The 14423-nt window shown below is 47.2% G+C and carries 9 protein-coding genes; 3 read left to right on the plus strand and 6 right to left on the minus strand.

Going from position 1 to position 14423, the window contains the following annotated elements; genetic code table 11:
* Positions 1-616 precede the first annotated feature (616 nt).
* The 3 genes from QTA56_RS14810 to QTA56_RS14820 all read right to left on the minus strand — a co-directional run bounded on the left by QTA56_RS14810 (position 617) and on the right by QTA56_RS14820 (position 4087).
* Positions 617-2596: a glycine betaine transporter gene (locus QTA56_RS14810; protein WP_267981769.1), complete on the minus strand. Its 1980-nt coding sequence runs from the start codon at positions 2594-2596 to the stop codon at positions 617-619.
* Positions 2597-2767: 171 nt separating this feature from the next.
* Positions 2768-3445: an ion channel gene (locus QTA56_RS14815; RefSeq protein WP_267981770.1), complete on the minus strand. Its 678-nt coding sequence runs from the start codon at positions 3443-3445 to the stop codon at positions 2768-2770.
* Between the two features lie 45 nt (positions 3446-3490).
* Positions 3491-4087, minus strand: a complete 597-nt coding sequence (locus QTA56_RS14820; protein ID WP_267981771.1) for a TetR/AcrR family transcriptional regulator — start codon at positions 4085-4087, stop codon at positions 3491-3493.
* Positions 4088-4172: 85 nt separating this feature from the next.
* Here QTA56_RS14820 and QTA56_RS14825 point away from each other — a divergent pair, with 85 nt between their 5' ends.
* Positions 4173-5381, plus strand: a complete 1209-nt coding sequence (locus QTA56_RS14825) for an oxygenase MpaB family protein (protein ID WP_267981772.1) — start codon at positions 4173-4175, stop codon at positions 5379-5381.
* Between the two features lie 49 nt (positions 5382-5430).
* On the opposite strand, the gene QTA56_RS14830 is transcribed toward QTA56_RS14825, so the two are convergent.
* Positions 5431-7146 carry a cation acetate symporter gene (locus QTA56_RS14830; protein ID WP_267981899.1) on the minus strand — a complete coding sequence of 572 codons (1716 nt, stop codon included), beginning with the start codon at positions 7144-7146 and terminating at the stop codon, positions 5431-5433.
* Position 7147: 1 nt separating this feature from the next.
* Positions 7148-7480 (minus strand): DUF485 domain-containing protein, encoded by a 333-nt coding sequence (locus QTA56_RS14835; protein ID WP_267981773.1) that lies wholly within the window; start codon positions 7478-7480, stop codon positions 7148-7150.
* A 185-nt stretch (positions 7481-7665) separates the two neighbouring features.
* On the opposite strand from QTA56_RS14835, the gene QTA56_RS14840 reads away from it, so the two are divergent.
* Both QTA56_RS14840 and QTA56_RS14845 read left to right on the plus strand, forming a co-directional pair.
* On the plus strand, positions 7666-11160 hold the full coding sequence (locus QTA56_RS14840; RefSeq protein WP_267981900.1) for a hybrid sensor histidine kinase/response regulator: 3495 nt from the start codon (positions 7666-7668) through the stop codon (positions 11158-11160).
* 312 nt (positions 11161-11472) lie between these two features.
* On the plus strand, positions 11473-12234 hold the full coding sequence (locus QTA56_RS14845; protein ID WP_267981774.1) for a hypothetical protein: 762 nt from the start codon (positions 11473-11475) through the stop codon (positions 12232-12234).
* 47 nt (positions 12235-12281) lie between these two features.
* On the opposite strand, the gene QTA56_RS14850 is transcribed toward QTA56_RS14845, so the two are convergent.
* Entirely contained in the window at positions 12282-14366 is a 2085-nt protein-coding gene (locus QTA56_RS14850; RefSeq protein WP_267981901.1) for a TonB-dependent copper receptor, read from the minus strand.
* Positions 14367-14423 lie beyond the last annotated feature (57 nt).

The raw sequence follows: 14423 nt of genomic DNA on the forward strand, positions 1-14423 counted from the left end.
AACCAGTAAAAATCCACACAAGTTGTTCTTCTATTCTCTTAATGATCTTCTCGATGATTCGTCATCATCAAGCTAGGTCGGCTATGTTACCCTAAATCTCTTTAAAGTCAACTGATAATTTGGATTTCTTAAAACTTATCTTAATCTAAACAAACCTGACCAACCCAGCCTAGAACCCAGACCACCTTAATCAAATCCTTGTTTATCAACAAGTTTTTATCCACATCACCGCCGATGAGTGGGCATTCTACAGCATTTCAAATACGATGCAAGCGTTTTTAAAATCTTAGTCAATCGGTTGTCTTCTTTTTAAACTTTAAGCCACCTAATCTACTGATTTATATAATTTAAAATTTATTCATTATCTTTAAAAGCAATTTAGTTGATCTAAACATTAATTCAATACACTGTTATTCAATGACTTTTTATTAATATTGCTTTAATTATCAGCTAAAAATCTTGTGAAATAGGTCTTTTATTTATCAATTCCTTGTTATTTATCTTTTTATAAAAGCTGTTTCCTGTAATTTCTTCGATTTAAATTTAAACGCTTAGACGAAAACAACGGCTTTGAATCAATCAAAACCGTTGTTCCAACTGGTTAAATGACAACCATCTATGAAGAGGTTGTCGTTCTGACAATATTCAGGAAATAAAGATGACGTTCATATTGGTCAATAATGTCCTGAATCAAGTCCTCCTGAGTCCAGTCCATCACATCATAGTTTTGACCGCCTTCCCGTAAAAGCACTTCCGCCTGAAAGTAGCTGGCCGCATCCCCATCCGCCCGCCCCAACATAAAACTTGGTGGCACAGTTTCATGTGAGACCACTTTATAGGTGAAGTTAATTTCATGGTGATGGTCAACATGCAGTTGCAGGCCCTGTTCAATCTCCCGAATATCAACCTCTAAATGACGGCGTTTAAATTCACGCTGGATACTTTCAAATGCCTGACGCACCTGTGTATTGATATACTGCTGCACTTCAGCCTCGGTATGTGGATAGTGCATGATCAGGCCCAAACGCTGCTGCCAACTTCGTGGATTATGAATCGCCCGTGGGGTAATCCGCGCTTCCTGAATGGCGTTCATCTTGGTCACATCAAGCTTCAGGGCTTTTAACAGACCCCAACTCATCAGCAACATCACAAAAGTAAACGGTAAGGCGCTCATGATAATGGAGGATTGCAGGGCTGATAGACCACCGACCAGCAACAGGATAATCGCCAGCACTGCCATTAGCACAGTCCAGAACAGTCTTTGCCATGTGGGTGAATTCTCCGTTTTTGCAGTCAGATAATCGGTGACCAAAGCCCCTGAATCTGCTGAGGTCACGAAGAATAGCATCACCAATACGGTTGCAAGCAGGCTCATCACGGTTGAGAAAGGCAAATGGTTTAGAAATTCAAACAAGGCCACTGATGAATCGTTTTGTACCGCCTGAATCAGGGTGGTATTGTGTTCTTGCAAAATACTGAACAGTGCAGCATTGCCTAGAAAGCCCATCCAGATAATGGTAAAACCCGTTGGGATTAACAGCACACCAATAATGAATTCGCGGATGGTTCGCCCTCGTGAAACACGGGCAATAAACATCCCCACAAATGGCGACCATGAAATCCACCATGCCCAGTACATGATTGTCCAGCCACCAATCCAGCCATTCGGTTGGTAGGCATACAGGTTAAATGTCATGCCAAACAGGTTGGATATATACGAACCCATGTTTTGAATGGTAGTCTGGAGTAAATAGATACTTGGGCCAGCAATAAAGACAAAGGCTAAAAGTACCAGTGCCAAAATCAGGTTTAGTTCAGAGAGACGCTTTACCCCTTTATCCAGTCCAAGGAATACAGATAAGGAAGCCAAGGCACTGACAAAAATAATCAGGATAACCTGAACATTGCTGCTCTGTTCGATGCCAAACAGGTAGTGTAAACCCGAGTTGATCTGGGTCACCCCAAAACCTAAAGAGGTTGCGACACCAAAAACCGTACCGATGGTGGCAAAAATATCAATGCTATCGCCCAAAGGCCCATAAATTTTCTTACCGATAATCGGATACAGGGCGGAACGGGTTTTTAAGGGCAGATTATGGCGATAGGCAAAATAGGCCAGGGACAGTCCAACAACCGCGTAAATCGCCCAGGCATGCAGTCCCCAGTGGAAAAAGGTGATGCGCAAAGCCTGCTGGGCCGATGCAACGGTTTCAGGGTCACCACTGGGTGGGCTGACATAATGCATCACGGGTTCAGCGACACCAAAGAACATTAGGCCGATGCCCATGCCTGCGGTAAACAGCATGGCGAACCAGGAACCATTGCTGTATTCAGGCTGGCTGTGATCGGGTCCCAGCTTGATTTTTCCGCTGGCCGAACAGGCAATATAAATCAGCAGGATCAGGAACACCGCAACGGACAGGACATAAAACCAGCTAAAGGAATCGGTGATCCACTGCTTTAGCTGCTGGGTGAGAAATTCAAACGAACTGGGTGCGATAATGACAATTGCCAAAAAAATCGCAATGATAATCACCGTGCTTAAAAACACGTTTGGATTGACATTCGCAAACTGCGAAGATGGTTTGGAAGGCATGGTTACCCCACGTTATTTTAATGATCATGGACAGACCCTAATGGGTCAAACAAGACATTCACAAGGTGAATAAAAGCGAGTTCAGTACATGCAAAACTCGACATTTATTATAGGAAACGTGAAAAATAACGCAGTTGTAATGCTGTAACAGGGCTATTCCTTATGAGTAAACTACTTGGGTAAATGGGCAATATATTGCAGTGCGATCAGGCGTGAAACCACCACCGCAAGGTACATCACCCCACCAAACATTTGCAGCATCGCCAGTACCCGTGCGGCTGGGCTGAGTGGCATAAGATCAGACAATCCTGTGGCGGATTGCAGGCTGAAACTGAGAAACAGCAAATCCAGCCAGCTTTGCAATGGCTGTACCTGATTGGGATTTTGAAAGCTATAGGGCAGGACAAGCTGGCAAATAGCATATAAAAAGGCAAAGCCCCAAGCGATTAGGGTAAAGACCGCACCCGCAGCAAATAGCTCATCCTTGGTGAGATAACGGTCAGCAAACATATAACGCAGCAGTCCATAGGCGGCATAAAAATAGGCAAGCGCCTCAAAGCTATAGGCCGTGACCTGAATGGCTGGTGTGCCATAGCCAATAAAAATCAGGATGGAAAATAGGAAAGCACCACTGACAAAAACCAGTCCCCAAAAGGTAAATACAGGCGTTTGGCGAATTACCTTGGCAATAATCAGTAGCGCCAATACACCCAATGACCAGGTCAAGGCACGGTATTCAGTGTCACCCGATGTCAGCATATATAAAATCAACAGGGCCAGTTGCACCAGTAACAGCCATGCGGATGGGAGTAAACGAAACGTTTTCCAAAATTCCCTCAAGGTTTGCATGTGGTTTTCCCAAGTCTTGTTATGGTTTTCATTATGTTTATAGCATCATACTGCATCCAGAAAGGAAACAATCATTTTGGACAGTTCTTGTTGCAGGCGCTGCTCCTGAATCAGGAAATTATTTTTGCTGACGTAACGCATCATGGTAAACAGGGTGCTGTTAATGATCACGAATGACTTATGCTTGAGTGTTTCAAAGTCCCAGTGTGGATAGTAACGCCCAAACAGGTACATCCCAATTTCCAGAAAATGTCTTTCCAGCACCTGTGCCGCATCCGAGTCACTGTAGGCATGCCAGTTCTTTAAGATTTCAATAAAAAAGCCCTGATCAGACTTCAAAGATTCAAAGCCAAAGGCAATGCTTAATGTGATGACGTCCTGAATACTGGTTTGCTGTTGCAGCATCACCAACTGTTTCAATGCCTGCCCCAGATCCTCACTTTTACGTAGCAGCAGTTCCGCCACAATCTGTTCCTTGTTTTCAAAATACTGGTAAATCGAGCCAACACTTACCCCTGATTTTTCAGAGATTTTAGGTGTGGTGACATGCAACACGCCATACTCAGAAATGCATTTTTGTGTACCCTGCAAAATGCTTTCCACGATCATTTTGGCACGTTGCTGCTGTGGTCTTTTTCTCATGCTCAGCCTCAAGGAAAATGCGAATTGAATACGAACATTTATTCATATTAAGCTTTGATTAAATAACAATCAGGGGCTTTATGCAATGCAAAGCATCGTTAAACCTAAACGTCTGGCTTCTTTTGAAGACATGATTCAGTCGAATATCAAAACCAGGATTTTAAGTTATATGACCCAACAGGAAGTCCAACCGAGTTATGGGGACTATCTGGCACTGAATACCGCCCTGCAAAGTGGTGATGAGCCGATGGATCAGGTGTTGCACTGGGTATTGCAAAACCCAAAGCAGCACCGTAAGTATTTTGAAACGGCGCTGTATGAGGGTTTGGACAAGCTGCCGCATGAGATTCCTGAACTCACTGAGTTTTTTCAGCTCATTGAACAAAAACCCATTTGGTACGATCAAGGCAAGATTGATGAAGCCCTGAAATTTACCTACCGTCTGGGTGTGAATAATGGCCTTATCCTGAGAGATGTTTCCCTCATGACAGGTTATCTGTATCCAGGCTTTAACCAGCCTTTGGTATTGACAGGCGCATTAAAGAAACAGGCGGGCACCCGTTTGGCCGAAACCACCAAATGGTGGGTCGATATCACCGAGCAAGATGGGTTTGAACGTTTTAGCAAGGGCTTTACCTCAACGATTTTTGTGCGTTTTATTCATTCGCTGGTACGACATCAACTGCAAAAATCAGAAAAATGGGATGCTGAAACCTGGGGACTGCCCATCAACCAATATGATCAGGCCATGACCAATATTGCCTTTAGTGGTGTGGTATTGCTGGGTATTCGGGCTTTGGGGATTTTTCCAAGCAGGCAGGAAGTTGACAGCTTTCTACATTTCTGGAAATACGCAGGCTGGTTGATGGGCATTGAAGAAAAATGGCTGGTGGATAAAGAAGCTGACGGCTGGAAAATGCTTTACTGGATGCAGTTTGCACATCCCAAATCCGATGCCACCAGTGTTTCACTGGGCTCTAGTCTATCTAAAGAACCTTTTGAACGAAAATATCGCTATCTGCGCTCTTTCCAGCAAAAACTGGCCTACAAGCAGCATCTGGAAATTACCCAGTTCTTTATTGGACGTAAAAAAATGCAGAAGCTGGGCTTGGCACCGCAATCGGCCTCATGGTTTGCCTATTATCTGATTGGTCGGAATTTAGCACTGTATACAGGCGCCAAACATATTCCAAAGTTAAATTACTTCCTCGAGCAGAATGGACGGCATTTACAGAAAATTGGCCTGTCGCTGTATCGCAATCAATCACAGCAACTGGCAAGCATGCATCAATAAACCATAAAAAAGCCCTCAATTGATGAGGGCTTTTTTTGATCAGAGGTAATTAGTGATCTGACGCGCCAGAAGCACCGATCCCTGTCATTGAGCGAACAAACTGTGCATCAAACGCCTTACGTTCTTTCTCTGCACGTGCTGACTTGTCAGTGACTGAGAACAACCAGCAGCAGAAGAATGAAAGTGGCATTGCGAATAATGCTGGACCATTGAATGGGTTTGGCGCAGTTTCAGAAATCGCCAGTGTATCCACCCACACCGCCTTAGACAGAATGATCAGGCTCACCGCACCCACCAAGCCAACCACACCACCAATCACGGCACCACGTGTCGTCAAGCCTTTCCAGAACATAGACAACACCAGCACTGGGAAGTTTGCACAGCACGCCACTGAGAACGCCAAGCCGACCATGAACGCCACGTTTTGTTTCTCGAACAGAATACCCAAGATCATGGCAAAGATCGCCAAGCCCAAAGTTGCGATTTTTGACATACGCAATTCAGACTGCGGGGTGGTTTGGCCTTTCTTGAATACGTTGGCATAGAGGTCATGTGAAATTGCTGACGCGCCTGACAGGGTCAAACCAGCCACCACCGCAAGGATAGTTGCGAATGCCACCGCTGAGATGAAGCCCATGAACAGGTCACCACCGACAGCATCACTTAAATGTACCGCAGCCATGTTGTTACCACCAACCAACTCCAGTTTACCTGTCACAGCCGCTTTGGCAAGATCAAGGAATTGAGGGTTGTTTGAAACAAACAGGATTGCACCGAAACCGATAATGAATGTTAAAAGATAGAAGTAACCAATGAAGCCTGTCGCAACCACAACTGACTTACGTGCTTCCTTTGCATCTTTCACGGTGAAGAAACGCATTAGGATATGCGGCAAGCCCGCTGTACCAAACATCAAGGCAAGACCAAGTGACAGTGCATCAATCGGGTTTGCGGCAAGCTTGCCTGGCCCCATGATTTTTGCGGCTTCATCCCAGCTCATGCTGTGTGCCTGACTATATACACCAATCGCCTGATTAAACATATTGGTGAAGCTAAAGCCAACCGCTTTCATCACCATGAATGCCATGAATGTCGCACCACTGAGCAACATCACCGCCTTGATGATCTGTACCCATGTGGTTGCCAGCATGCCACCGAAGATCACATAGGCCATCATCAACAGACCCACAATCACCACAGCAATATTGTAGTTCAGGCCGAAAAGCAGCTTGATCAACTGACCCGCACCCACCATCTGTGCGATGAGATAGAATGCCACCACAACCAGTGAACTGAATGCCGCCAGGGTACGAACTGGCTTTTCTTCAAGACGGAACGACACCACATCAGACAGGTTGAATTTTCCGAGGTTGCGTAGACGTTCAGCCACAAGGAACAATACGATTGGCCAGCCCACCATGAAACCCAGTGAATAGAGCAGGCCATCAAAACCTGAGCTAAACACCATTGCGGAAATACCGAGGAACGATGCCGCTGACATATAGTCACCCGCAATCGCCAGACCATTCTGGAAACCACTGATCCCACCGCCTGCCGTATAGAAATCCGCAGTACTGGTGGTCTGCTTTGCCGCCCACTTGGTAATAAACAAGGTGAAGCCAACAAAGATCGTAAACATGATGATTGCATGCCAGTTGGTGGCCTGCTGTTCTGCCGCACCCAAATCTGGACTGGCAAATGCGAGACTTGAGCAACATAGGCTTGCAAACGCAAACACTGCCGCCTTGATTGATGTTCCATTCATCTCAGTGCATTCCTTTTTCATGTGCAATCGCCTCAACTTCCTTGAGGGCCTCTTCATTCAGCTGGTCAAGCTTGTTGTTGGCAATGTAGGAATACACACCACACAACACAAATGACAGCACAATAATGCCTAAACCGAGGGGCATCCCCCACGTGGTGATACCGCCGCTAAATGAACTTGCCAAAAATTCTTTGTTATAGCCAACCAAAAGCATAAAACCAACGTAGATAAACAGCATGATTGCTGTTAATGTCCAACTCAGTGTGCGTTTTTTGCTGACCATCTCTTGAAACTTTGGATTATGTAGAATTCGATCTACCTGTGAATCATCCATAACCAACTCCTTATTTTTGTGTCCAACCGTGGACCCCTTTTTCGAATGGGATTTTTCATTATTCAAATTAGCAAGATTCCACTTGACTCGTAACTTAGACTTTGGTCTCTAAATGTAATCTTGTTTTAACGCACGTTCCGCGCTTCGCGGTATGATAAAAAATGGGACTTGATCACGTGAGCAATATGAACAGTTGGCTGATTATTGGGGTACTTGCCCTGTATATTGTGGTGCTATTCGGCTGCGCGTTTTTCGGAGAGAAACACGCCAGCCGCCTTAGCCTGCGCGGCCGCATGTTGCTGTTCAGCCTGACCCTGGGTGTGTACTGCTCATCATGGACTTTCTACGGTGCCACAGGCGCAGCCGTCCGTGAGGGGGTGATTTTCCTGCCGATCTATCTGGGTCCGCTGTTGTTTATCTGGTTCGGTTATGACATCTGGAGACGGCTGGGCCGTATTCGCCAGCACCACGCCATTTCCTCGATTGCCGACTTTGTCGCGGCCCGCTACGGAAAAAGTGGCAGTCTGGCTGCGCTGGTCACCATCCTTGCCGTGATTGCCATTGTGCCCTACCTTGCCCTGCAACTCCGTGCCATTGCGCTGAGTGCATCGGTGATTCTTGAGCAAAATGCCCATATCCATACCACCACCAACAGTGTGCTGGTGCTGACAGGCGTACTTGCGATTTTGGCGATGATCTTTGGTACACGTCATATTGCCCATACCGAACAGCATGGTGGCCTGATGCTGGCGGTGGCGTTTGAATCTTTCGTCAAGCTGTTTGCATTGCTCTGCGTCGCGGGTTTCTTTTTATTGCAGTCGCCTGAAAATATCAGACAGGTCAGCAGTGATGTCAGCCAGCATTTTCATGACCTCCAGCAGCTTGGTGTACCTGAAACATTCTGGATTCAAACCCTGCTCGCTGCACTGGCAATGATTTGCCTGCCACGCCAGTTCCATGTGGCGGTGGTCGAGTTACGGGATGAAAAGCATATTCGTGGCGCACGGCGCTGGTTTGCAGCCTACTTAATCCTGACCATCATTGCGATTATTCCGATTGCCAGTTGGGCGCTACACTCGCTGCCTGAATCGCTGGGTACACCTGATGTTGCGGTATTGGCCCTGCCGCTCAGCTACCAACAGGACTGGTTGACCCTGCTGGCATTTCTGGGCGGTTTCTCCGCCTCCACAGGTATGCTGCTGGTGGCATCCGTTGCCCTCTCGATCATGCTCAGCAATGACCTGATCATGCCCGCACTATGGCGCTTTAAGATTATTTCCCGACAAGACCAGCAACTTCCCCGAGTGCTGAAACTGACACGGCGCTTCAGTATTGTCAGTGTGATGTCATTGGGTTTTTTATTCTTCCATTTCTTTAATGACATTAACCAGCTCTCGGTTTTTGGTCTACTGGCGTTTAGTGCCGTTGCACAGTTCTCACCAGCCCTGATTGGTGGTCTTTACTGGCGTGGCGCAAGCCGTCAGGGCGTATATGCAGGCCTGTTGATCGGTTTTGCCATGTGGAGCTACACCTTGCTTTTCCCAACGGTGTTGCGCAGCCTGCCTGAGTATTATCAGGCTTTTGCCCAGCATTTGTTGATGTTTGGTCCGTTTGACATCAATGGCTTGCGTCCAGAAGCCCTGCTCGGCTTTGAGTCCTTTGCGCCCCTGACCCACGGTGTGCTGTGGTCTTTGGGATTGAATGTGGTTTCATATATCTGGGTCTCACGCCTGTATCGTCCCAGTGTTGCTGAACAGATTCAGGCTGAAAGCTTTTTTTACTATGAAAGCAAGCCCCTGCCATCCGCCCAGTCCAATACCGACCTGACTGACCTACACCAGAATGCAGCCCGTCTTAAAGTGGGTGACTTGCTGGCGCTGGCAAAACGGATTACGGGGGACCGCCCAACCACACAGGCATTCCAGCAGTTCTGTGAGCAGAACCATGTCATCCTCAATGAAAACCATGTGGCCAATGGCATGTGGTGGCGTTTTACCGAACAATATCTGGCGGGAATTATTGGCGCGGCCTCTGCCCGTACCTTACTCACGACTGCCATGATCAATAACGGCCTGGCTTTAGGACAGGTGGCGAATATTCTGGACCAGGCCTCCCAGTGGCAGCGCTTTAACCAAAACCTGTTGATGACCATGATTGACCATATGACTCAGGGGGTCAGTGTGGTGGATAAAAATATGTGTCTGGTGGCGTGGAACAACCAGTACCTGAAACTGTTTGATTATCCAAAAGATCTGGTTTATGTGGGATGCCCCATTGCTGATTTAATCCGTTATAACGCCGAACAGGGTGAATGTGGACCAGGTTCGGTTGAAGAGCATGTAAATAAACGGATTCACTGGATGAAAGTCGGCAGTGCGCATGAATTTGAGCGGATTCGCAAGGATGGTCTGGTGATCCAGATGCGCGGCAACCCAATTGAAGGCGGCGGCTTTGTCACCACCTTTGCCGATATTACCGCGTTCCGTGAAAATGAGGCGGTGCTGGAAGAACGGGTCAATGACCGTACCCAGCAGCTTGCCAATGCCCTGACCGAACAGAAATTGGCACTGGAACAGGCCGACAAGGCCAACCAGTCGAAAAGCCGTTTCCTTGCCGCAGCAAGCCACGACCTGCTACAGCCCATGCATGCCGCACGCCTGTTCAGCACTGCACTGGAGCAGAGCGTCGAAAAAACTGAGGACATACAAACCTTGCAGCAACTGGACCGTGCCCTGTATGGCGCGGAAAGCATGCTGTCTGCCCTACTGGACATCGCACGTCTGGAGGGCGGAACCATTCAGCCAAAACGTCAGGCCTATTCACTGCATGACCTGTTAAATGACCTCGAACTACAGTTTAAGTCGATTGCCGCACAGCGCAATATTCAGTTGTCTGTCCACGACACCAGGTTCTGGGTAGATACCGACCCGCAATGGATGCGCCGCATTATCCAGAACTTTGTCAGCAATGCCCTGCGCTATACTGCACAGGGTCGTGTGGTGGTGGGCGTGCTGCGTTCGGCACAACGTGCAAAGCATATTCGGATCGGGGTTTGGGATACAGGCCCTGGGATTAATGAACAGCAACGCGTAAAGCTATTTCAGGAATTTGAGCGTTGTGGTCATACCTCGCCTTGGGGTGAGCAAGGTCTGGGATTAGGACTTGCAATCGTGCAACGTATGACCAGCCTGCTGGATTTCCCCGTTCATGTCTATTCAGAGCTGGGCAAAGGTTCCTGTTTTATCATTGAAGTGCCATTGGCTGACGCGCCACAGCAACAAGCCCCTACTCCACAGTTGACCGCGCTGCAACACACAGCCTATAAAGTGCTGTGTCTGGACAATGATGAAACCATTCTGCAAGGCATGCGTACCTTGTTGAGCAAGTGGGGCTACCAGATTTTTACCGCGACTGAACCTGCGGAGGCCCTCAGGCTGATTGAACAGGAAGACATTCAGGTCTGGCTGATTGACCAGCATCTCAACAATGAGCAGCGCGGACTGGATTTCATTGAAAAATATCGTCCAGCCCATATTCCTGTTGCCCTGATTACTGCGGATTCCGATCCAGAACTTCCCCAGTGCCTAAAGCAACAGAATATTGTTTTGCTGAGAAAACCACTGAAACCTGCTGGACTGCGCGCATGGTTATCAGGCTTAAAAATCATGCCGATGGGCTAAATAGCAAAATATTTTGCGTCATAGGCAAAAACCATCAAAACCACAGGATTTTCTGAATAATAAATTGACCAAAGTGCTCAAATGATTTTTGACTATGGCAAAAACGTTCACTTACATTAGTGAACGTTTGTACACTTACTTACAATTAAGCAATCCATTGTTTTTATTTATGATTTTTACCATAAAAAACCCATCTACAACTTTAGTCGTATTCTACTTGCATCCACAAACACGCAAAAATTGATCAACTTGATAGAAGCCGTTTTTCATGCGTTTAGGTTTCTAGCAAAACTATCACAAAGGACATTGATCATGAATAGTAGCCACCCCACCTCTGAGCATACCTCACAACAATTTTACCGCCAATACAGTGCCAACGCCTTATTACCAGAACTAGACTGGCAAAACGTCTTTGCGCAAAGCAAACTTAACGATACCAATTTACGCGCACTGAATACGATTTACCAAGCTGCTGTTCCACTTGCGTTGAATGTTTTCCATGAACTGAACTTTGATGTGTTCGCACCCGCCGCCTACCATCCGCAGGGTTTGGGGTTGTTCGAAAAACTGGCGCAGCAGGAAGAAAAGTTCCTGAACATCCTTGAAACTGAGTCAGCACATCTGGACCATGAAACACGCCATCAAATGTGGAGCATGCTGTTACGTGGCGGTGCGGTACTGGTGTTCAAGGCTTGGCTGGGTCATGTAAAAACGGGCGGCAGCCAACTGGATAAAACCCAGTTTGATGAACTTTCCGACCTGCTGTTTATTAAAACCCGTCCTGAACAATTGGCGCAGCGTTTAAAGGTGGACTCAAGTGCAACACTGCCGCATATTTTTCTGATGCATGAAAATGAAGTGTTTCTAGACCACTTCAACAGTCTGGAAACAGCCGCGCTATTCGTTGATCTGGGTGTATATGATGCGGCGTTCCTGAGTTTACGTGATGACCGTGTGGCTGAATATCTCAAGGCCAAGGGCTATGTCACCCAGGAACAGATTGATGATCTGCAATGCGCACTCAATCCTTTGTACTGCGACAGCTTAATGCCAAAACAGGACTGTTTGGCTTAAGGTCGGATAAAACAAGGTGGAATTCCCACCTTGTTTCTCAAGATGATTTAGAACTTCATGCTCATCCGCATCCAGTAGTTGCGTCCAATATTGTTGAACTGTTCACTGGCCGCATAACCAAACATGGAGGCGCCTGCCTTGTTTAAATGTTCGGTGTAGGTTTGATTCAGCACATTATCCACACCAACCGAAACATCAACAGCATCCGTCAGCTTATAAGTCCCATTCAGGGCCAAGGTGTTGAATGCCTTGCTTTCATTCATGTCATAACCGACCACATTGCCCTCGTTCAGGCTAATGCGATCCTGTTTGGCAACCGCACGCCACAATAAACCTAGACTATATTTCTCCTCGACATAGTGCAGATTTACACGTGCCTCCAAAGGCGCAATCTGGGGAAGTGGACGGCCATCAGAGGTATTTTTGCCCCATGCATACATGCCTGACAGATCAACCTGAATATGATCGCTAAATTGATAGCCAATACCTGTCTCAGCCCCTGCAATCGTTGCATCCACATTCCGCGCCAAAGGATAGCGTTCATTTGCCCCATTGTATTGCAGCAAAATAAAGTCCTTGATTAAACCTACGTAAGCCGAAGCCCAAGTATTCCATGCGCCACGCTCTGCCTGAAAACCAACATCCAACTGCGCGGTACGTTCATTGTTCAGGTTGTCGAGATTATCGAGCATGCGGTAGGTGGTCACTCCCATCATGTCGGTTGAGCCAACACCACGATCTGTTGAGGTGCTATACAGTTCCCAGAAATCTGGGCTACGTTCCACATAACCTAGGCCCGCATAAGTTTTGAGGCCATGTTCAGGCAAGGTTTTTTCGATACGGATAAAACCACTTGGGTTGCTATTATTGCGACTCTTGCCATTTTTTAAACTGTCAATCTTGACCTGATCCACACGCGCACCCGCAACCCATTTCTGATCAGGATCAATGTTGTACGTCCATTCACTAAAAGCACCATAAGACTGGAACTTGAGGTCATTGGCAAATGGCGAGTTCATACTTGGCATTGCATACATGATCATGTTGCCGCCATGCGTATTGCGCTGGCTATCCACGCCAGACACCACACTGAACCTGTCCCAGTCCGTGGTTACCGCCAGACGTGAGTTTAAGGTACGGCGGGCAACCTCCATCTCCATTTTGTTGGGTACAGTCATCTGCATACCATGCATATTCATTGTCGTCATGGGTGCGGCACGCAAACGGAAATTATCCATGATGTGGTCGTTATAACTATAGTCAATCTGTGCCTCAAGCTTTTTAACCACCTCGGTCAGGTTGTTCTGTTCGGCATGTAGCCCCAGACTTTCACGCTTGAACTGTGAACCATCCATGCTGCGGCCTGCATAGGCGGCTTCACCATCGCCTTTGCCAGCACGAAGTTCCAGCCATGAGTCGTCGGTTGGTTTCCAGCCCAGTGCAAGGTCAGCATTCCAACGTTTCCAGTTTGAGTGAACCGACTGACCATCCCCATCCTGATAATCATCCGCCACAGAACGGTTGGCATTTAAACGGGCATATTTGCTTTCATCACCCGCTGCCACCTCGACATTGTGATCAAGCCGCCCATAAGACCCAACAACGACACTCGCTTGTCCACGATAGGGCTTTTGCTGGGTTAACTTTTCAGGCTCGCGCTCAAAAACAACGGTTGCAGCCGAACCTGTATTGGCATATTGAACGGTCTGAGGCCCTTTAATCACTGTAATTTTGTCAAAGCTTTCAGGCTGAATATAAGAAGTGGGTGCATCCATACGCGCTGGACATGCACCCAGGTTCTCTGTGCCATCAGTGAGAATTTTAATGCGTGAACCAAACATGCCCCGAAAGGTGACATCCCCATTGGTTCCACCATTTTTAACGGCATTAAAGCCCATGATACTTTGTAGATAATCGGCCCCATCCGTTGCGGGAATCGGCTGGATCGGTTGCTTGGGATCGGCCTGAATCACCAAGCCATTGCCTTGATTGGGCTGTTGTGCAGTAACCACAATGGGTGCAAGTGAAACATGCGCCTCATGCTGAACAGGTTCTGCCCACGCCATTATCGTATTTGAAGCAGCCAGGACCGCAACCGTCAGCGGTTGTAATAAAAATTTAGGTTGAGCCATCATCGGTCTCTCTTAAAACATAGATAAAACAGCGTCAGAGTTCTAAAAAACCCTAAC

Source organism: Acinetobacter thutiue (assembly GCF_030385805.1).
GTDB lineage: Bacteria > Pseudomonadota > Gammaproteobacteria > Pseudomonadales > Moraxellaceae > Acinetobacter > Acinetobacter corruptisaponis.

Coding starts and splice junctions, on each gene's coding strand:
- QTA56_RS14820 (WP_267981771.1), bottom strand. CDS start 4,087: ATGAGAAAAAGACCACAGCAGCAACGTGCCAAAATGATCGTGGAAAGC.
- QTA56_RS14850 (WP_267981901.1), bottom strand. CDS start 14,366: ATGGCTCAACCTAAATTTTTATTACAACCGCTGACGGTTGCGGTCCTG.
- QTA56_RS14810 (WP_267981769.1), bottom strand. CDS start 2,596: ATGCCTTCCAAACCATCTTCGCAGTTTGCGAATGTCAATCCAAACGTG.
- QTA56_RS14825 (WP_267981772.1), top strand. CDS start 4,173: ATGCAAAGCATCGTTAAACCTAAACGTCTGGCTTCTTTTGAAGACATG.
- QTA56_RS14845 (WP_267981774.1), top strand. CDS start 11,473: ATGAATAGTAGCCACCCCACCTCTGAGCATACCTCACAACAATTTTAC.
- QTA56_RS14835 (WP_267981773.1), bottom strand. CDS start 7,480: ATGGATGATTCACAGGTAGATCGAATTCTACATAATCCAAAGTTTCAA.
- QTA56_RS14840 (WP_267981900.1), top strand. CDS start 7,666: ATGAACAGTTGGCTGATTATTGGGGTACTTGCCCTGTATATTGTGGTG.
- QTA56_RS14815 (WP_267981770.1), bottom strand. CDS start 3,445: ATGCAAACCTTGAGGGAATTTTGGAAAACGTTTCGTTTACTCCCATCC.
- QTA56_RS14830 (WP_267981899.1), bottom strand. CDS start 7,146: ATGAATGGAACATCAATCAAGGCGGCAGTGTTTGCGTTTGCAAGCCTA.